Annotated in this window: 14 protein-coding genes and 2 pseudogenes; 11 read left to right on the top strand and 5 right to left on the bottom strand. The window is 68.3% G+C overall.

The window, feature by feature from the left end:
- The first annotated feature begins 275 nt into the window (after positions 1-275).
- The 3 genes from ACO1BR_RS32415 to infA all read left to right on the top strand — a co-directional run bounded on the left by ACO1BR_RS32415 (position 276) and on the right by infA (position 3,730).
- Entirely contained in the window at positions 276-2,093 is a 1,818-nt protein-coding gene (locus ACO1BR_RS32415; protein ID WP_426798704.1) for a ricin-type beta-trefoil lectin domain protein, read from the top strand.
- 624 nt (positions 2,094-2,717) lie between these two features.
- A complete protein-coding gene (locus tag ACO1BR_RS32410; RefSeq protein ID WP_426798670.1) occupies positions 2,718-3,509 on the top strand; it encodes a GNAT family N-acetyltransferase in 792 nt (263 codons plus the stop codon).
- Positions 3,506-3,730 (top strand): translation initiation factor IF-1, encoded by a 225-nt coding sequence (gene infA / locus ACO1BR_RS32405; RefSeq protein ID WP_426798669.1) that lies wholly within the window; start codon positions 3,506-3,508, stop codon positions 3,728-3,730. Before ACO1BR_RS32410 ends, infA begins: the two co-directional genes overlap by 4 nt.
- Before the next feature lie 96 nt (positions 3,731-3,826).
- Here the strand turns inward: infA and ACO1BR_RS32400 are convergent.
- The 3 genes and pseudogenes from ACO1BR_RS32400 to ACO1BR_RS32390 all read right to left on the bottom strand — a co-directional run.
- Positions 3,827-4,025, bottom strand: a pseudogene (locus ACO1BR_RS32400) (transposase); the annotation flags it as partial.
- Positions 4,026-4,381: 356 nt separating this feature from the next.
- On the bottom strand, positions 4,382-5,341 hold the full coding sequence (locus tag ACO1BR_RS32395) for an alpha/beta hydrolase (RefSeq protein WP_426798668.1): 960 nt from the start codon (positions 5,339-5,341) through the stop codon (positions 4,382-4,384).
- A 422-nt stretch (positions 5,342-5,763) separates the two neighbouring features.
- Positions 5,764-6,645: a hypothetical protein gene (locus ACO1BR_RS32390; RefSeq protein ID WP_426798667.1), complete on the bottom strand. Its 882-nt coding sequence runs from the start codon at positions 6,643-6,645 to the stop codon at positions 5,764-5,766.
- A 296-nt stretch (positions 6,646-6,941) separates the two neighbouring features.
- Between ACO1BR_RS32390 and ACO1BR_RS32385 the strand changes: the two genes are divergently transcribed.
- The 5 genes from ACO1BR_RS32385 (at position 6,942) to ACO1BR_RS32365 (ending at position 10,410) form a co-directional block, all read left to right on the top strand.
- A complete protein-coding gene (locus ACO1BR_RS32385; protein WP_426798666.1) occupies positions 6,942-7,109 on the top strand; it encodes a hypothetical protein in 168 nt (55 codons plus the stop codon).
- A 453-nt stretch (positions 7,110-7,562) separates the two neighbouring features.
- Positions 7,563-8,246, top strand: coding sequence for a heavy metal-binding domain-containing protein (locus ACO1BR_RS32380; RefSeq protein WP_426798665.1), 684 nt, complete (start codon positions 7,563-7,565; stop codon positions 8,244-8,246).
- A 153-nt stretch (positions 8,247-8,399) separates the two neighbouring features.
- Positions 8,400-9,245 (top strand): heavy metal-binding domain-containing protein, encoded by an 846-nt coding sequence (locus ACO1BR_RS32375; protein WP_426798664.1) that lies wholly within the window; start codon positions 8,400-8,402, stop codon positions 9,243-9,245.
- Positions 9,246-9,290: 45 nt separating this feature from the next.
- A complete protein-coding gene (locus tag ACO1BR_RS32370; RefSeq protein ID WP_426798663.1) occupies positions 9,291-9,725 on the top strand; it encodes a hypothetical protein in 435 nt (144 codons plus the stop codon).
- A gap of 454 nt (positions 9,726-10,179) precedes the next feature.
- Positions 10,180-10,410 carry a transposase family protein gene (locus tag ACO1BR_RS32365; protein WP_426798662.1) on the top strand — a complete coding sequence of 77 codons (231 nt, stop codon included), beginning with the start codon at positions 10,180-10,182 and terminating at the stop codon, positions 10,408-10,410.
- Here the strand turns inward: ACO1BR_RS32365 and ACO1BR_RS32360 are convergent.
- The gene (locus ACO1BR_RS32360) at positions 10,400-10,855 is read right to left on the bottom strand and encodes a hypothetical protein (RefSeq protein ID WP_426798661.1); all 456 of its coding nucleotides are present in this window, start codon (positions 10,853-10,855) and stop codon (positions 10,400-10,402) included. The two genes, ACO1BR_RS32365 and ACO1BR_RS32360, sit on opposite strands and share 11 nt — an antisense overlap.
- Before the next feature lie 181 nt (positions 10,856-11,036).
- On the opposite strand from ACO1BR_RS32360, the pseudogene ACO1BR_RS32355 reads away from it, so the two are divergent.
- Positions 11,037-11,431: pseudogene (locus tag ACO1BR_RS32355) on the top strand (transposase); the annotation flags it as partial.
- Between the two features lie 166 nt (positions 11,432-11,597).
- On the opposite strand, the gene ACO1BR_RS32350 reads toward ACO1BR_RS32355, so the two are convergent.
- On the bottom strand, positions 11,598-11,981 hold the full coding sequence (locus ACO1BR_RS32350; RefSeq protein WP_426798660.1) for a hypothetical protein: 384 nt from the start codon (positions 11,979-11,981) through the stop codon (positions 11,598-11,600).
- A gap of 396 nt (positions 11,982-12,377) precedes the next feature.
- Between ACO1BR_RS32350 and ACO1BR_RS32345 the strand changes: the two genes are divergently transcribed.
- The gene (locus ACO1BR_RS32345) at positions 12,378-16,625 is read left to right on the top strand and encodes a hypothetical protein (protein WP_426798659.1); all 4,248 of its coding nucleotides are present in this window, start codon (positions 12,378-12,380) and stop codon (positions 16,623-16,625) included.
- Positions 16,626-16,799: 174 nt separating this feature from the next.
- Positions 16,800-17,789, top strand: coding sequence for a pirin family protein (locus ACO1BR_RS32340; RefSeq protein ID WP_426798658.1), 990 nt, complete (start codon positions 16,800-16,802; stop codon positions 17,787-17,789).
- Positions 17,790-19,212 lie beyond the last annotated feature (1,423 nt).

Below are 19,212 nucleotides of genomic sequence, written 5' to 3'. Positions count from 1 at the left end.
GGCCGTCCACGGGCTCACCAATGAGTACCTACCTGTCAACTGACCACCCGTCAAACCCCTGGGTCGCACTCGGTGAAGCCATTTTGAAGCGGTACGGGGGTCGATCCGGTGTGGGCCGGTTGCCTCCCGGTGCGACCGGAAAATTCACCTCCGCGAACCTCTTGACGGCCAGGCTGCCCACCTGGAACCTTCTGAAAAAATCTGAGTGGAAATGCAACGTACCAAGCAGCTTCACTCATTCACGGGGGGTAAATCGGGAGGAAGGGGAGGCAAGGATGAGACGACGCCGCTGGATCACCGGGCTGTGCACCGTGGTGGTGCTGGCTGGGGTAGGGGTGCCCGGAACGACCGCCCTGGCCGGAACGACCGCCGGCCAGGCGCCCGCAGACAGCGGTGCCGCCAACACCGGCACCCCCATCGGGCAAAAACCGATGATGGGCTTCAACAACTGGGCGCGGTTCACGTGCGCGGCGCAGGCCCGGCTGGACGGGACCCGGGCCGGCTACTCGTTCCAGGACTTCATGGAGGACCAGGCCAAGGCGATGAAGGCCACCGGTCTGGTCGCCGCCGGGTACAAGAACCTGACCGTGGACGACTGCTGGATGCAGCGCACCTCGGCCGGTTACCTGCACGGCGCCGCGCACTGGGGCGGCAGCAGTCAGCCCGGCTTCGACTGGGAACTCACCGGCTACGCCGACCGCCTGCACGCCCTCGGCATGGAGGCCGGGCTCTACAGCACCTCCGGTGAGAAGACCTGCCAGGGCGTGCCCGGCGGCGTCAAGGGCCACGAGGACAACGACGCCCGCTCGCTGGCGTACTGGGGCATCGACTCACTCAAGCTGGACAACTGCGGTACGACATGGAGCGACCGGCAGCAGATCTTCACCGCCATGGCCAAGGCGCTGAACACCGCCACATCCGGCAAGGACCGCAAGATCCTCTTCAACGAGTCGGCGCCGGCGGGCGCTTCGGGTTCCGAGTCGGTCAAGTACAAGACCACGGACTGGGTGCGCGGGCTTGGGCAGATGTGGCGGGTCAGCCCCGACATCACGGTGTGGCCCAAGGCCGCCTGGAACGACCCGAGCGCCGAGTCGGCCTACCAGGGCGGCGTCTACCAGAACTTCACCGACACCGTGGCGCTGGCCCGGTACAACGGCGTCGGCAACCACAACGACGCCGACATGCTGCTGATCGGCGACAACAAGCAGCTCACGACGCCCGAGCAGCGCAGCCAGTTCGCGCTGTGGTCGGCGATGGGCTCGCCGCTGATGATCAGCACCGACGTACGGAAGATGGCGGCGCACCCGGAGGACTACAAGGAGCAACTCGCCATCCTGAAGAACAAGGACATCATCGCCGTCGACCAGGATCCACTGGGTGCCGGCGGCTACCTCGCCTCCCGCGACAACGCCTCCGCCACGGCCGGGATCGACGTCGTGGTCAAGCCGCTCGCCGACGGCAGCCGGGCGGTGACCGTCCTCAACAAGAACTCCTCGTCGGTGCGGTACAAACTGGACCTGGCGCGGATCGGCTTCGGCAACCTCAGCTGCACCCGCACCGCCCGCAACCTGTGGACCCACCAGGACTCCCGGGTCACCGACTCGATCAGCACCACGATCGACGGCCATGACAACGCCATGTTCACCGTGGCGCCCGGCAGTTGCGGCGGGGCGGCGGACGCGGTCGGGCAGATCCAGGCCGCGCAGAGCAACTTCCAGCAGACAGCGTTCTGCCTGGACGCGCACCACGGCGCGACGAAGGGCGCCGAGGTCGCCCTGTGGGACTGTACCGGCCGCGCCAACCAGCAGTGGCGACTGCGCGGCAACGGGCTGATCGCCAGCCTCCAGGACGACGGCCTGTGCGTGACGGGCGACCCGACCGGCCTTCGGCTGGCCGCCTGCGACCACAGCGACCTGCACCAACGCTGGACCTACCACCGCTCCGGCGAACTCCGGCAGGCCACGGGTGTGTGCGTGGACATCAACGGCGGTGCGCTGGACGACCGTTCGGCCAAGGTGACCACCTACCAGTGCGGCACGTACCAGCCCAACCAGACCTGGAGCGCCCCCTTCACCACCCCACCTGCTGCCTGAGTCGCGGTCCCTGGCGTCGTACGCACGCGCCGACGCCGGGAAGGCGCCCCGTCACCACCGCATGGCCGTGACGGGGCGCCGCGTTGCGTGAGGGGGGAGCGACGGTCACGGAGCCTCCCAGCTGGGCACTCACCCCACGGGAAGCCGTGCCCACGAATGGCGGCGGCGGGCGTGCGGACGTGGCGAGGGCGCGATCGCCGGAATCGAGCGGGCCTCGCGCGACAGCAGCCGCTCCCGCTTGCCGGCGAACGCCTCAAGGATTGCCGGGCCCCGTTCGTCGTCGAGCAGACCTTCGCCCGCTCCACCGGTTCAAACGCCTCGCGGTCCGCTGGGAACGACGTATCGAACTCCACGACTCCTTCCTCTCGTTGGCTTGCAGCCTCATCTGCTGGAGACGCCTCAAGAAGACCGGATCATGATCGCGTTACGAGCTCATAGAAAAGGATTTGAGCGAGGCGGCACCCCGCCGCTACCTTCATGGTGGACCGTGAAGTCGTCGTATGGAGGTGAGCCCCGTGAACACAGTTACCCATGGGTGCTCCCTCAACCCGTCACGGTCCGGCGGCTGACGTTCGGTGTCGCCAGGAGCGCCTGAGATCGAGGCACTCCTGGAAGGAGACTCCGATGAACACAAAGCCTTTCACATCTGGCCTGAGCGAGAACGCGGTGATGATCACGCGCGTCGCGGACAGGCAATGGCATGCACTGGATGACGACCTGGTGGTCGGCCGCGCGTATGCGGAGCACCGGCCCGACGGACGCTTGTTCGTGAGCATCGACGCCTGGCACGACGCCACCTTCGACCGGCTCGCCGAGGCGATGCTGGCGGAACTGCCGGCGCCGCTGTACACGGTGGTCGACGAAGCCGACGTCGAGCTGACGGCTGGCTGGCGGCGGGCCGGTTTCACGATCCGGCGCCGCGAGTGGGAGTACGTCGTGCCGACCGACCCGCGGATCACCGGGCTCGAAGCGGTACTGCCGCCTTCGGGCGTGACGATCGTGCCCGCCGGTCAGGCGGACGAGAGTCTGCTGCGGACGGTGGACCGCGCGATCCGTGACGAAGTCGAGGCGACCGTCGGGTGGCAGTCGATGCCCGCGGAGGTGATTCCCCGCCCCGAAGGCGACACCATCGTCGACTCGTCGAAGTACGCGGTGGCCGCGGCGCCGGACCGCTACCTGGGTCTGATCCGGGTGGTGACGGTGAACCGGCCGCGCATCGGGCTGGTCGCGGTCCGGGCCGGCGAGCAGCGCCGCGGCATCGCGCGGGCGCTGCTGGCCCACGCGCTGGGGACGCTGCACCGCTCCGGGGCCGCCGCGGCCTGGACCGAAGTGCACGAGTCCAACCAAGCAGCCTCGGCGCTGTTCGAGGGCATCGGCGGCAGGCCGATGAGCAGCAACCTGGAGCTGGTGCGATGACGAAGAACAAGAACGTCATCGAAGTCGAGGGCAAGGTCGTCGAGTGCCTGCGCAGCGCCATGTTCACCGTGGAGCTTGAGAACGGCCACCGGGTGCTCGCGCACATCAGCGGGAAGATCCGCAAGCACTACATCAAGATCTACCTGGAAGACCGGGTGCTGGTGGAGCTCCCGCCGTACGACCTGACGCGCGGCCGGATCGTGTTCCGGTACCGGAACTAGCAGGGGTCGGCACCTTCCGCGGTAGCTGATCCTGGGGCCCCGGTCACGGCGTTTCCGTGACCGGGGCTCCGATGATGGCTCGCACGGCCGTGGCGGCCACCGCTCCAGCCGCCGCCAGCAGGTCTGGCCCGAGCCGAACCCCAGCTCCAGGGGCAGCAGTTGCCAGGCGATGTCGTACGTTGTGCAGCACGTGCAGGATGCCCTGCAGGCACAGCCGGTCCGGCGCCGACCGCGGGCCAGGAGCCTTCTCGGGCCGGGACGGCTGTAGCGCTACGTCGGGCTCGGTGGGGACGATATCCGTATAGCGTCCACTCTCCTTGCCCCACTCGTAGTGGCCGCTCATCCAATCCTCGTAGACGCTCAGGACCTGTCGGACATGCTCCCCGCGCTCGGTGGGAAATGCTCCCGTTGGGAGGCCCCTGAAACGTCCACGCCGAGGTGTTGAGCGGGTCTGAGGAACCTTCGGGAATTCTCATGGGCCCTGGGACGCCTGATCGTCCGTAGGCGGGTGACCTCGGCATTCGTCAGTACGAGGAGAGCTGCCCAACACCGTGGCACTGGTCGTCGGCGCCTGGGCCGACTCCCGTGCCCACGAGCGGCTGCTGTTGATCGCGGCCGACGTGCTGCGCGTCGTCGCGCGGCAGTCTCTTCTCAAGTGGTGGCGAGCGTGTGTCCCAGCAGCGACATCGCGTCGGGCATCACCCGCCGCCAGAAGCCTTCGGTGTGCTCCCCGTCGGGGAACCGCGCCTCTCGCGCTCGCGCCTGCCGCGCGACCTCGCGGGCAGCCGGGCAGAACGGGTCCTCCTGGCCGCACCACACGCCGAGGGCACCCGCCTGCATCCGGTCGAGGCGGAGCGTCGGCTCGTGGGCCCGCCAGTCGGCCTCGTCGGCGTACCCGCCGGTGACGCGGGCGTCCGCCCAGGTGCGGAAGACGCCGGGGCTGAGCAGCGCCACGGCGTCCAGGTTGCGTCCGCTCTGCGTGCGCCCGATGGCGTACTGCAGGGCGCCCGAGCCGCCCATGGAGATCCCCATCGCGGCGCGCGGTGTGGGCAGTTGGCGGGCGTGCAGCCAACCGGGGAGCTCCTCGCGGAGCATCGCCTGCGGGTCGTCGCCGTCACCGGGGGAGCGCTGGTGCCAGTACGTGGCGTCCCCGCCGTCCACCGCGACGACGGCGAACGGCGGGATGCCGCCCTTGACTGCGGCAGCCAGGAACTGCGGAGTCCCCAGCGCCACCATGCCCTGCGCGTTGTTCCCACGCCCGTGCAGCATCACGCAGACCGGCAGCTTCGTGCTCGCCACGGTGCCGGGCGGCAGCATGGTCACCATCGTCACATTCCGGCTCCGCGCCGCCGAGCGCACCTGCTCGACATGCACCGCCCCTGGCGCCACGCCTGGCACCGTGCCGTCCGTCCCAGTCAGCCCCAGCAGCTTCTTCAGCTCCACCCCACCGGGCAACCACCCGGCGAGCATTCCGCCCCCGGTGGCGGCCCCGAGCAGGGCAGCGCCGCCCGCGACGCCGGCCCCGAGCCGCAGCATGCGCCGCCGCGACACCGCGCGGTCGACGGGGTCCGCCGAGGGCTGCTCGGTGACGCCGTCCATACCTCTGGTCATGTCTGTCGGCCTTTCAGCATTCGGTTTCGTGCGTGCGGCCACGGTCAGCCGCCGGATAGGACCGAGCCCGTGAACATGCCCGCGTACATGCGGTGCAGGCGCCGATGTCCGCCCAGCCGGGCCTGACCGACCACGGCGACGACTGCGACGACCCACAGCCTCACGGCGGAGGGCACTGCTCCGCGGCACGGTCGCGCTGTGCGCCACGGGCGCGCGCGACGATCCGGAACAGCGGCAGCGGGCCAGCAACAGCAGTGCTGCCTGCATGAGCCGTTCTGCGTCCTCTGGTTGGCGCCATTGGTTGACGCCATCCGCGGTTGAACTGACCTGCGCGGCTGCCTGGCTGAGAGTCGGCGGATGAACAGAAGGCTCAGGGGAAGACCCGGGTGGGACGGCCGACGCGTAGGCTCTGACTTCGTCGATCAGTGCTGCAGGTTCTTGGACAACTCCGCCGCGCCCAGCACCTCACTCGCCGGCGGGGTGGCGATCTTGGGGGCGGTGCCGTAGGCGGAGTAGGTGGTCTGGATCCCGGGCTTGTAGGGGAGGCCGGGGTCGCTCACGCGGACCTGGACCAAACGGTTCTGCTCGTCGATCCAGAAGTCGTAGGTGGCCGACTTCTGGTGCATGGCCCCGGCAACCTCGTTCTGCTGGGCGGCGGGCAGACCGGGCAGGGCAGCGGCCCAGGCATCGGTCTGGATGGAGCTCTGGATGTGGACCATCTCCGCGCCGCCGACCGTCTCCTTGCCCACCTTGGTGAGGCGGCCGGCCTTCGCGTTGGCGGTGAGCTGGGCGACAGGGTTGTAGAACGCGCGCATCTCGGTCATGGCGGCCGGGCTCGGCACCGAGAGGTCCGTCTTCTTCATGGTCGGGTAGGTGGTGGAGTCGTACTTCAGCCACTTCTTCCCGCTGCCGTGGGAGGAGATCTTGTCGCCGCCGAAGTACATCGTCCCGTCGACGTACAGGGTGATCTCCGCCCGGCTGCCGTTGTTCACGGACATCTGGAACGCCTCGGGCGACTTCCAGCTGTACGACCCGCTGCCGCCCTGCCCGGAAGACGACCCCGTGCCGCCGCCCGCAGGCGGAGCGACGGTCGATGTGGCCATACTGGAGCTGCCCGCCTGCGTCATGGCGGTGGCCGCTGCCTCAAGCGCACCCTTGGGGTCCAGGTCGGCGGCCTTCTTCTCCGGCGCCGTGGAACCCCCGCCCGAAGACCCGCCGTCCGAGGACCTGCCGCAGGCCGACAGGCCAGCCACCAGCAGGGCCGAGAGCGTGGCGGCGGTGGTTATACGCCACGTGGTACGCATGAACAGTTTCCCCGTCTTGTCGCGCCGATCGGTGTCTCAACTGGGCTGATAGTGGCAGACTTTGCGGATTCCCGCATGGAAGATCCACCACGCTCCTGCGCCCCTCCTCGTACTGGCCAACACCGAGGTCACCCTTGCGGACTCGCCACAGCAGATCCGCACTGGTACCTGCTGCCGCCCGCCACAACGCGAAACCGGTGATCCCCCGGTCGGCGAGCACCAGCAGGCCCGGCTCCAGCTCTCCCAACAGATCCGGGATCAGCTGCTGTTCATGCACCGACAGCGGTCCCGCCGTTGTGGCGAACACCGCATGCGTCCCACACTCCACCAACGCCCGGGTGGACCGGGTGGGCCAGGGCGACGACACCGAGCGGATGCTCATACGGCCGGACGGCTACGCGTGCTGGGCAGGCGCGGATGACGTGGAACCGGCGCTCGCCCGCTGGTTCGGCGAGCCCGCATAGCCGACGTCCAGGAAGCTGGCCGTCGTGGAGAGGATGGTGGTCATCAGTGGGTGCCGAGGGTGACAACCAGCGTGCTGCGGCTCACGTCCTCCAGTTCGGGCACGTGATCAAACCGTGTTTACTCCACCCTCACCCTGTGGCGTTGCCTCCGTGCTTAGACTCGTTCTTGAGGGCTGGTGCCGCGGGAGTGGGGTGGTGTCGTTGCGTGGGGTGTCGGCGTCTGGGGGACTGCCGCCTGCGGCGGTGGGTTCCGGCGGCGTGCGGGGGAGGGGTGCGTGGTCCTCGGCGTTGTCGACGGGGGAGTTCGCCGCGGTCAGGTCGGTGGGTTTTGAGCCGGTAGGGCAGGTTTTGGGTTCGGCCGTGTTTCACGTGGCGGGCAGTGGGCCCTCGTGGTGTTACTACGACTGCGGCTACTCGCCGGCTGGTTGGTCGGGGCGGGGTTCGACGCCGGCGATGGTTGCCGCCTCTGGGCAGGGGGCCGCTTCCAAGGCGTTGGTGGATGTGTTGATGGCGGCGCGGCATGCGGCGCTTGCGCGGATGACTGCGCAGTGCACGGCGCTGGGTGGTGATGGTGTGGTGGCCGCCGATCTCACCATGGCTCCGTTCCCGTCCGCTCCGCATTGTTTTGAGTTTCAGGTGGTGGGTACGGCACTGCGGGCACAGGGGGAGGTGCGGCCGAGGCGTCCCTTTACCACGCATCTGAACGGGCAGGGTTTCGCGAAGTTGATCGCCGCGGGCTGGGTGCCGGTCGAGTTGTTGGTAGGGCTTGCCATCGGCACTCGTCATGATGACTGGAGCACACGGCGGCAGAACTGGTTCGGGGCGGGGAATCAGGAGGTGGAGGGCTGGAGCGAGTTGGTGGCGGTCACCCGTCATGACGCTCGGCAACGGATCGGTGAGCAGGCATGGCATACCGGGGCGGATGGTGTGGTGCTCGGTGAGAACCGTCTGCGGGTGTGGCGGGAGGCGTGTGTCAGGGCGCGCAGACGCAACAGCGATTCCGATCAGACCGATCATGTCGCCGAGGCCACGGTGGTGGGCAGTGCGGTGGCGGCCTTCAAGGTGCGTCAGCAACCGCCGCGCACGCTGACGGTGATGCCGCTGGACCTCAACCGCCACCGTCCGCGCTCTGGGTGACCTGCCACCGAGGGCGCCCCCCGCCACCGCCCGCCCGCCCGTCTGTCCGCCCGCTCGTCGTCAGGTACTTCACGGTTCGGCGGGACTCCGCTGGACACACGCCCGTCACCACCTGTCCGTCGCTGTTGGGAATTGTCACGAGGGGATTTGTTCATGAGCGCTACGGATCCGACCGCCCAGGGTGTTGCGCAGGGCGTACCTGCTGATGCGATGCGGCGGCTGGCCGAACTCCAGCCAGGCAGGCCGGGGTCGATCTTCACCAGTGATCTGACGGTCAACGAGTTCCTGCTCGTGCGTGAGGCGGGGTTTCGCCCGATCGGTCTGGTACTGGGCAGTTCGATCTACCACGTCGGTATCCAGCTGGGCCGCTGGGGCAAGAACCAGGAGCTCACCACGTTGAGCCAGGCCATGTACCACGCCCGGGAACTTGCCATGACCCGGATGGAGGCCGAAGCCGCACAGTTGGACGCCGACGGCATCGTGGGTGTGAGGCTCTCGGTCGAGGCACGGGAGTTCGGCAGTGACATCGCTGAATTCATTGCGATCGGCACGGCGGTCAAGGCCGATGCTCCCGCCCCCGGCGACAACGGCAGCTGGCGCAACGTCAAGGGCCAGCCCTTCACCTCGGACTTGAGCGGTCAGGACTTCTGGACCTTGATCCGTGCCGGGTACGCCCCCCTGGGCATGGTGATGGGCACCTGCGTCTACCACATCGCCCATCAGAAAATCGGTTCCATGTTCTCCAACATCGGCCGGAACGTGGAGATCGAGCCGTTCACCCAGGCGCTGTATGACGCAAGGGAGTTGGCGATGACGCGGATGCAGCACGAGGCGGAGGAGTTGCATGCCGAGGGTGTCGTCGGTGTCCAGCTCAACTCCCATAACCATCGCTGGGGTGGGCACACCACGGAGTTCTTCGCCATCGGCACGGCTGTCCGCCCGCTGCGCGACGACCATGTCATCGAGCGCCCGACGATGGTGCTGAGCCTGGATGACTGAGTACGCGATCTGTTGCCCGGAACGAACCGAAAGGCCACACCGTTGATGTCCTCCCACCACCCCGCTCTGCCGGAGCCCGGCGATTCCCCTGCTTCTGTTGAGCTGCTTGCCGCTGCACTGCGCCGCGACGCCGCTGATCTGGAGGTCTACACGCAGGTGCTCACCGGGGCGCTGGCCGATGCACTGCCGCCGGGCTCGGTGGCCATCGAGCGCAAGCGCGCCATGGCCGACCGGCTGGCCGGCCGGGAGGGCAGGGTGACGCGGCTGGAGGTCTCGCTCGGTGAACAGCGCCTGGTGCTCCACCTCTCCGCCGGCCGTCTGAGCGGCGAGGTCTGCAAGGAGGTTCGGGGGGTGATCCTCTCGCGACGCCCGGCCGCCCTGGACGAGTGGGTCGGCGAATTGGCCCGGGTAGTTGCCGCCCGTGCCGAGTCCGACGCACGGGCCCGGGCCGCGCTGGAACGACTGCTCCTGGGCAAGTGACCCATGCGGCCTACCGGAGCCGCACTGCCCAACTCCCCGCCGTGTGCAGACGGGTCGTGCCTGCTCGCCCGCTGCGGCGTCACCTTCCCGCCCACCCCGGACCTGGAAGGAGTCCTCGGACCCCGGTCGGGATACGGGCTTGACGGGGGCGAGGGAGCCTCGACCTCTTCCCGGAGCGCGCGTGCGCGTTCGACGAGTTCGGCCCGCCCGGCATCTGCGCCGCCGCCGGGTCGTGAAACGTGTTGCCGGTCGTGCCGAGGCAGCGGGCTTGTTCCTCGTAGTTTCGCTCCGCCGCCATTGGGCCCGGATCCTGGGAACGGCCGGGCTGACGGAGTCAGCCAACTATCGCACCGGTGCAGACAGGTCCCCCGGGATTCGCGCTGCTGAGCCTCGGTGAATCGGCGCGCGTGCATCGCCATCTCCGCGGACCCGTCAGGAGTCGGCGCCGTGCCCGATGTGCGGGACGCCGACCGCGCGGGTACATGGCTTGCACAGGCGCACGGTGGCTGACGCGCCGGTGGACGCCCGGCGAGTGCTGGTGTCGGTGCAGGTGCGGCGCTTGGTCTGCCTGGTGTCGGGTTGTCCGATGCAAACTTCCGCGAGCAGGTCCCCGGGTCTGCTGGAGCGATATCCCCAAGCTGAGCAGCCAATTCGAAAGAGCTCAGGAACAGACGTCAAGCATTGAGGCTCACAGACGCGCGCCCATGTGCCGGGACCTTGGCGATATACTGAGCATTTCCGCCGCCCTTGCAGTACGCAACCGCCGGGCCATCCAGAGACGTAACCTTGCCGCTAGCCATGTTGATCACATGGACTGCCGGCCAAATGTGCGTGTCGTCTTCAAGGCCCAATTGTGACACGTCGATGGTCCCGCCGCTCTGGACCGATCCCGTCTCCTTGCCGCCATCTGTCTTCACCTTAGACGAGACGGATGCCGCGCCGAGGCCGCCCTTCGTGACGGTGATCGCCTTATAGCAAACCGTCATGGCGTGAGATGCCGCCATGGCTGATTGGCTAGGCGCTCCAAGCAGTGTTGCACAGGCCAAGCCAGCGCTCACGGAAAGGCCGACGAACTTACGAATCGGGTTGATCCGAGTAACTCGGCGAACGGAAACCGTCGACAGCACCATAAGTTCCTTCGCGGTCGGATGGCAGATGGATCCAGATTGACTCGGAAATTGCCATGGCTGGGCACCTGATCCGAGGTCTCCTGTCGATTCGAGGATAGGTTGACTTTGAGCGAGCGGGGTCGGACCTGCTCACTGCAGTGGGGGATTTCACCCATCCCGCCAACTTTTCTGAGTGGCTGGCCGTTTGCGATTGATCTGGTCGTTCCGCACGCATAGAGGCACCACGGCTCCCGCAACACACGTCGCCCGCCTGCTGGACGCGGTCCACCAGCAGCTCGGCGGCTCCGTCGTACTCGTGTGGGACAACTACACCCATCACGTCGATGCGGCGATGCGCGAGCTCATCGCCAGCCGATCGGCCTGGCTGACCGTCTTCCGCTTACCCTCGTACACACCCGACCTCAACCCGTCGAAGGCGTGTGGGCACAGCTCAAGAACAGCCTGGCCAACCTGGACCCGTGCAACATCGACGAACTCGCCACACTGGCCCGCACACGCCTGAAACGGATGCAGTACCAATCCAGCCTGCTCGACGGATTCATCGCCGAGACCGGACTGGTCCCTGCCCCGTCATGACGTCACCCGGAACCGAAATCCTCAGTAGCCGCCCGGAGGAGCTGAGGGTGCTGATGCCGCCCCCCCCCGCGTCGGCACTCATCTGCCGGTGGCCCCTTCGGTGATCCGAAGGGGCCGTTTCCGCGGATCAGACAGTTTTATTCGTCTGGCGGGTTATGAGGTCCGGTCAGCAGAAGATGGTCGTGTAGTGGGCCCCCGGAGTCGTCGAATTCCAGTGCCACCATGCGACGTCGTTGGCGCCGATGGTCCGCGGCGGTGCGACGTAGCCGTCACTGAGGTTCTTGGCGCAGACCGTCACCGGGGAGCTGGTGCAGTTCTTGTAGTACTGGTCCATCGGCGCGCCTTCCGGGTTTTCCGGTACGAACGACGTCCAACACGGGTGGTCCGCGAGCGCCGGAGCCCCCATGACCATTGCCTGTACCGAAGCGTTCCGGGCGGCCTTGCCCGTTTGTGCGGGCGCGGCGGATGCAGTGGTGGAGGCCGTCAGTATCGCGCCGGCCGCCACCGCGGCCATCGCGACCGCTGCGGCGCCCTTACGGGTATTCATCATCGTGTTCCTCCTGTGTTCAGATTTCTTTGGCAGGGACTGCGGCACCGCCCGATCTCGGGTCGGCGCCGCAGTGTCGTGCCAGGTCTCGGCCGGCATCCGGCTGCAGTGCGGCGTCCCGGAAGGAGGTTCTGCCCCCGTTGCTCAGCCCGCCTTCCAGGACGCCGATGGGGCCGGACGTGCGGCCGTCGACATCGGGTCTAGCGTGAGCGGGTTGTCTTGTGTCGGCGGCTGGACGGTAGACAAACGGACTGTGGACAATGGCGTGGTCACCAGAGGGGGGTGGTGGTTGTGCCACGGAGGGAAAAGCCGCTGGAGGCCGGGGACAGCCCGGTGCTGCGACTGTCAGGGGATTTGCGCCGGTTACGGGAGGGGGCCGGCGGCCCGACCTATCGTGTATTGGCCGAACGGACGCACTATTCGGTGGCGGCACTGGCCGCGGCCGCGTCGGGGAAAAACCTGCCGAGCCTGGCGGTGACCCTGGCCTATGTGCGGGCCTGTGGCGGAGACGTACGGGAGTGGGAACAGCGCTGGCAGTCCGTCGCCGACGAGCTTGCAGCCGCAGCCACGCCGAAACCGTCCCCCGGCGCGGACGACGACCAGACGGCGCCGTACAGGGGGCTGGCGGGGTTTCGCACCGAGGACGCGCGGTGGTTCTTCGGCCGCGAGCGTCTGGTCGACGACCTCGTCGCGCAGGTGGCCCAGCGGAGATTCGTCGCGGTCATCGGCGCTTCCGGAGCCGGGAAGTCCTCGCTACTGCGGGCCGGGCTCGTTCCACGGCTCAAGGACGCGGTGCTGTTCACTCCAGGGCCGCAACCCTTGGAGGAATGCGCTGTCCGTCTCGCGGGCGCGGTCGGGTCCACCCCCGGACAGCTCCACACCGAGCTGTCCGCCGCCCCGCGCAATCTGCACCGGGCCCTGCGCCAGGCGAACCGTGAAATGACGCTGATCATCGACCAGTTCGAGGAGGTCTTCACGCTCTGCTGCGACCCCGCCGAGCAGAGCATGTTCCTCCAGGCCCTGCTGACCGCGGCCCGGGACGAGAGCGGCGGCTGCCGGGTGGTACTGGGCGTTCGGGCCGACTTCTACGCCCACTGCCTGCGCCACCCGGAGCTGGCGGCGGCTCTCCAGGATGCCCAGGTGCTGGTCGGCCCGATGACCACCGACGAGCTGCGCCAGGCGATCACCCGGCCCGCCGTCCAAGCCGGGTGCACGGTCGAAGGCGCACTGCTGGCCGCGCTCGTCGCCGGTGCCGGGGGCCACGCGGGGGTCCTGCCGCTGCTCTCCCACGCGTTGCGCGAGACGTGGCGACGGCGCCGCGGCAATGCCCTGACCCTGGACGGCTTCCGCGCGGCCGGCGGAATCGACGGCGCCCTCACACGGACCGCCGAGACGGTGTACGCCTCCTTCAGCCCAAGCCAGCAACGGTCGACCAAGCACCTCTTCCTGCGGCTGACCTCACCGGGCGAAGGCACCGAGGACACCAAACGCCGCATAACCCGCGACGAACTCGACGAAGACCCCGACGTCGACACCGCGCTCCAACGCCTGGCCGATGCCCGGCTGTTGACCCTGGACCGGGACAGCGTCGAGATCGCCCATGAGGCTCTGATCCGCTGCTGGCCTAGGTTGCAGGGCTGGCTCGCCGACGACCGCGCGGGGCTGCGCGTCCACCGTCGGCTCACCGAAGCCACCGATGCCTGGGAGGACCACGGTCAGGATCCGGGCGCGCTCTACCGCGGCAGCCACCTGACGCTGGCCCGCGACTGGGCCACCGCGCACCCCGATGCCCTGTCCCGGCGCGAGCGCGCGTTCCTCTCCGCTTCACTCGCGGCTGCGGAACAGGAACAGGCCACGGCCCTCCGTCACACCCGCCGGCTGCGCCAACTCGTCTCCCTGCTCACCGCCTTGGTCGTCCTCGCGGTGGGCGCAACGGTCTTCGCCTTCCAGGCGCGGCGGACGGCCACGGAGGAACGCAATATCGCTCTGTCACAGAAGGTGGCCGCCCAGGCCACGGCGCTGCGGGCGGGCAATCCGGCTCTGGCCGAACAGCTCAGTCTGGCCGCTTACCGCCTGGCCCCCACGTCCGATGCGCGCAGCGGCCTGCTGAGCATCTCCGCCGCCCAGTACCCCACCCAGGTGGCCGTGCACGACGACATCATCGAGACCGCGGCCTTCAGCCCCGACGGCCGTGTCCTGGCCACAGCCGGGGACGACCACACCGCCCACCTGTGGGACGTCACCGATCTCGGACGGCCGCGCAAACTGGCCACGCTGGCCGGGCACACCAACACCATCCGCGCCGTGGCGTTCAGCCCGGTCGGACACACCCTGGCCACGGCGGGCACCGATCGCGTCGTCCGGCTGTGGAACACTGCCGACCCGCGGCATCCCGTCCTCGCAGGAAGCCTCCCCACCGGCACCGATGCCGTGTGGTCGGCGGCGTTCAGCCCCGACGGACACACCCTGGCCGTTACCGGCGACGACCGCACCACGGTGGGACTGTGGCAGGTCACCGACCCACACCGGCCTCACCACCTGGGGAAACTGATCGGGCACACCGATGTCGTTCTCTCGGTCAGATTCAGCCCTGACGGACACACGGTGGCGACCTCGGGCGACGATGCCACGGCCCGCCTGTGGGACATCACCGACGCCACCCGGCCCCGGCTGTCGGCATCGCTCACCGGTCATTCCCAGACCGTGTGGGCGGCCGTCTTCAGTCCGGACGGGCACACACTGGTCACCGGCAGCGCCGACCTCACCTTCACAGTCTGGGACATCTCCGATTCTGGCAGCCCGCGCCGACTGGCCACCCGCATCAGCCACACCGACAAGATCCGGGCGGTGGCGTTCAGTCCGGACGGCAGCACCTTGGCCACCACCAGCGAGGACCGCACCGCACGCCTGTGGGACATCACCGACCCTCGCCACCCCGGCGAACTCGCCGCTCTCACCGGCCACACCGACAACGTCGTCTCGGCGGCCTTCAGCCCCGACGGGCATACGCTGGCCACCACCAGTGACGACCGGACCGCCAGGCTCTGGGACGTCGCCCAGCTTCGCCACCCCCGCCCGCTGGCGGCCTTCTCCGGGCATGGCAGCGAAAGCCGTACCGTCGCCTTCAGCCCCGACGGTCACACCGCCGCGACCGTCGGGCGCGACCACACGGCCCGACTACTGGACGTCACCGACCCCAACCGGCTGAGCGATCTCTCGGCCCTCGACGACGGTCCAGGCACCGTCCGGTCGGTGGCCTTCAGCCCGGATGGCCACACCCTGGCCACCGGCGGCGACAACCGTACGACGCGGTTGTGGGACATCAGTGATCGGCGACGCCCCCTCGCGCGGGCCCGACTGCCGCGCTACACCGCCACCGTCTACAGCGTCGCCTTCAGCCCCGACGGGCACACTCTCGCCACCGCAGGTGACGACCACACCGCACGCCTGTGGGACGTCACCAACCCACACCATCCCAACGAACTCTCCGCCATCACCAGCCCCAGCGACAACGTCCTCTCCATGGCCTTCAGCCCGGATGGCCACACCCTGGCCACCGGCGGCGACAACCGTACGACGCGGTTGTGGGACGTCAGTGACCGGCGACGCCCCCTCGCACGGGCCCGACTGCCGCGCTACACCGCCACCGTCTACAGCGTCGCCTTCAGCCCCGACGGGCACACTCTCGCCACCGCAGGTGACGACCACACCGCACGCCTGTGGGACGTCACCAACCCACACCATCCCAACGAACTCTCCGCCATCACCAGCCCCAGCGACAACGTCCTCTCCATGGCCTTCAGCCCGGATGGCCACACCCTGGCCACCGGCGGCGACAACCGTACGACGCGGTTGTGGGACGTCAGTGACCGGCGACGCCCCCTCGCACGGGCCCGACTGCCGCGCTACACCGCCACCGTCTACAGCGTCGCCTTCAGCCCCGACGGGCACACTCTCGCCACCGCAGGTGACGACCACACCGCACGCCTGTGGGACGTCACCAACCCACACCATCCCAACGAACTCTCCGCCATCACCAGCCCCAGCGACAACGTCCTCTCCATGGCCTTCAGCCCGGATGGCCACACCCTGGCCACCGGCGGCGACAACCGTACGACGCGGTTGTGGGACGTCAGTGACCGGCGACGCCCCCTCGCACGGGCCCGACTGCCGCGCTACACCGCCACCGTCTACAGCGTCGCCTTCAGCCCCGACGGGCACACTCTCGCCACCGCAGGTGACGACCACACCGCACGCCTGTGGGACGTCACCAACCCCAACCGCCCTGCTCCCTCGGCGACTTTGAGCGGACATGGAGGCGAGGTCCTGTCGGTGGCGTTCAGCCGGGACGGGCGCACGGCGGCCACCGTCGGCACAGACCGCACCGGCCGCCTGTGGGACGTCCTCGATCCACACCACCCCAAGGAGACAGCCTCGCTCACGGTGCACAACGCCCCCACCTACGAGGCCGTATTCAGCCCCAACGGGCACACCCTGGCCACCGCAAGCGACGACCGCACTGCACGTCTGTGGGAGACCGACGTCGAACGGGCCGCTCACCGCATCTGTACCACCGCCCGCCCCGCCATCACCCACGCGGAATGGGACCAGTACTTTCCCGGAGTGTGCTACAAGGCACCCTGTTGAGTGAAAGGTTGTCTCCGCAAGGGCGCCCAAGGCGGAGGGCGAACCCGTGGCCGCCGCCAGGCGGTCGCGGAAGGGACCGGTACGGATGAGGGAGCCTCCTACTGCAGTGCCGCCGCACACCATCCGGCCGATAATTGAACATGAAATAAGAATCGGGTTGGGAGGCGGTCCACGGTGAGCAATCTCGAAACGAAACCCATGGAAATGCGATGCCGCGCCACGGCGGATGACGAGCGGCTCGCCGAGGCGGCACGAGTGGATGTACTGACTGCCCGCGAGGTGCCCCTCGGCGGCCCTCGGGCGATGACCGTCCGGCGGACACTGCCGCAGCGCGCCCGGACGCTGATCGGCGCGTGGTGCTTCGCTGATCACTACGGTCCCGATGACGTCTCGCTGACGGGTGGCATGGATGTGGCCCCGCATCCGCACACCGGGCTGCAGACGGTGAGCTGGCTGTTCGGCGGGGAGATCGAGCACCGTGACAGCCTGGGCAGCCACGCCTACGTACGGCCAGGCGAGCTGAACCTCATGACGGGCGGATTCGGCATTTGCCACTCCGAGGTGTCCACGCCGCAGACCACCATCCTGCACGGTGTCCAGCTGTGGGTGGCGCTGCCGGAGGAGCACCGCAACACCGAACGGGACTTCCAGCACCACGCCCCCGAGCCCGTGCGGATCGACGGGGCCGAGATCAGGGTTTTCCTGGGGTCCCTCGCCGGCGATGTCTCGCCAGTGCGGACCTTCACCCCCCTGATCGGCGCCGAGATCCTCCTCCAGCCCCGCGTGACCGTCACGCTCGCCGTGGACCCCGACTTCGAGCACGGCCTCCTGGTCGACCGGGGCGACGTACGCCTGGGCGGCACCCTGGTAGCCCCTGCGGAGCTGGGCTACGCCCATCCCGGCAGCGACGCGCTGATGCTGACAAACGATTCGGACGACATCGCACGGACGGTCCTGCTTGGCGGTACCCCCTTCGAGGAGGAGATCGTCATGTGGTGGAACTTCGTGGGGCGGTCGCACCAGGATATCGTGGAGGCCCGTTCGGCCTGGATGAATGGTGCGGATGGTGCGCGCTTCGGCGAAGTGAAGGGCTACGACGGCGATCGACTACCCGCCCCCGAGCTGCCGAACGGATCTTTGAAACCACGCGGACGTGTGCGCTGAACCGCTGCTATGAGTCGTCAGTGGATCAGCGACGCGTGCGTCCGCCGCCAGCCGGGCTGTGCGGCCCTGAGTGGCCAGCGTGCTTCAAAACGGTGACTCCGGGAGCACCCTGCGGGTCGCGTGTTCAGTCATGTGTGACAACCTCTGGTCGGACTCATGCTGACTTACCTGAAGGTCAGTCAGTTCAGCCCGGAGTGCATGCCGACCTCGCGGGCGGTGGTGCAGTCGTAGTGGTTGTGGCACTCCCGCAGCCCACGGGGAAACTCACAGCGGTCGGTCACGAGGACCTTCACTCACCGCAGCCACCGGCGCCCCAACCAGCTGACGCAGTCCTCCCCCCGTCTCCTGTCTCCGCCTGCGGATGACTGACCTGGACGCCGTGGTCGGCACGAAGATCTACGATTGGTCGCCGTTCTTCACAGAGATGGGGCTACGCGGCCCGGTTCACGAGCTTGCATGGCCGGGCGAGTTGCTGGCGGACTCTGGGTGGAGAAGGGCTGGTTCAGAGCCCGGCAACGGCTTCCAGCCGCTTCAGCGAGACGCGAGGCCGCGGCGGACGCGGCGACCCGTCCGTCGCGGGTGTGCGCGATGACGTCGAAGTCCTCCCAGACGGTGAGTGCTGCGGTTGTCACGGTGTTCGGCTCCTGGCGCTCGGTGGCTCCGATACCGGGCACTTTCCACTGAACTCAGGGCATTTGCGGTGCCGTGGATCCGCCGCCGCCCGTGTGGACACTGATCACCATGCGCACCGACTTCGACCGTGCTGACATGTCCCGCAATGAGTTCTACTGGTTGCTGTGCCGGCCGCGCTGCACGACGCGGACCGCGACGGTGGTGCTGCGGCGATCGCCTGGGTGTCGACCATTTCCGCCGAGGGGACGGCGAACCTAGCCCCTGCGAAGTTCTGAGGAAAGCGATATCGGCCTTGGTGACGTTAGCCCAGGTGAGAAGGCTCCAGCAATGTCTTGCAGTGAACCCCTCTCTTCGGCGAGTGACTCGCCAGCAGGCTCTTGATTTGATGGTGGTACAGGGCTCACAACCCTGCTGACCAGCAGAGAAAGGGCCAGCTTGTGCCGACAAGGGTCGAGTTGGTCCGCGATTGGTCCGGATCTTGTGGCCGACGACAGGAGTTCGGTACGGCGAGCGGCACAGAGGTGCGTTGTAGCTGTTGCTGCCCAGCCGCGTGTCGCAGCGCGCTGAAGTCGCTCTTGAAGCGGGCGGCGATGCGGTCCCACCTGGCACAGGTTGTAGGGACCGTCCAGGGACGTCTACGCCAGTCCAGCGCGGGCATGAAATCGCAGGTCAGGGCGTTCTGGTCCGGGAGGGGCCGCCCAGTTGGTGATGGCTGTGTGATAGGCGAGTGATACGGCGAGGCCCCGCCGGGGTCCTTCCTGCCGGGACTCTACTCGGAGCCCTGGGACGG

Source organism: Streptomyces sp. YGL11-2 (assembly GCF_050054615.1).
Lineage (GTDB): Bacteria > Actinomycetota > Actinomycetes > Streptomycetales > Streptomycetaceae > Streptomyces.
This window is presented reverse-complemented; position numbering and strand designations above follow the sequence as displayed.

Bases quoted from the DNA above. Each gene is read 5' to 3' on its own strand.
- ACO1BR_RS32415 (WP_426798704.1), top strand. From the start codon at position 276: ATGAGACGACGCCGCTGGATCACCGGGCTGTGCACCGTGGTGGTGCTG.
- ACO1BR_RS32410 (WP_426798670.1), top strand. From the start codon at position 2,718: ATGAACACAAAGCCTTTCACATCTGGCCTGAGCGAGAACGCGGTGATG.
- infA (WP_426798669.1), top strand. From the start codon at position 3,506: ATGACGAAGAACAAGAACGTCATCGAAGTCGAGGGCAAGGTCGTCGAG.
- ACO1BR_RS32395 (WP_426798668.1), bottom strand. From the start codon at position 5,341: ATGACCAGAGGTATGGACGGCGTCACCGAGCAGCCCTCGGCGGACCCC.
- ACO1BR_RS32390 (WP_426798667.1), bottom strand. From the start codon at position 6,645: ATGCGTACCACGTGGCGTATAACCACCGCCGCCACGCTCTCGGCCCTG.
- ACO1BR_RS32380 (WP_426798665.1), top strand. From the start codon at position 7,563: ATGGTTGCCGCCTCTGGGCAGGGGGCCGCTTCCAAGGCGTTGGTGGAT.
- ACO1BR_RS32375 (WP_426798664.1), top strand. From the start codon at position 8,400: ATGAGCGCTACGGATCCGACCGCCCAGGGTGTTGCGCAGGGCGTACCT.
- ACO1BR_RS32370 (WP_426798663.1), top strand. From the start codon at position 9,291: ATGTCCTCCCACCACCCCGCTCTGCCGGAGCCCGGCGATTCCCCTGCT.
- ACO1BR_RS32365 (WP_426798662.1), top strand. From the start codon at position 10,180: ATGTGCGGGACGCCGACCGCGCGGGTACATGGCTTGCACAGGCGCACG.
- ACO1BR_RS32360 (WP_426798661.1), bottom strand. From the start codon at position 10,855: ATGGTGCTGTCGACGGTTTCCGTTCGCCGAGTTACTCGGATCAACCCG.
- ACO1BR_RS32350 (WP_426798660.1), bottom strand. From the start codon at position 11,981: ATGATGAATACCCGTAAGGGCGCCGCAGCGGTCGCGATGGCCGCGGTG.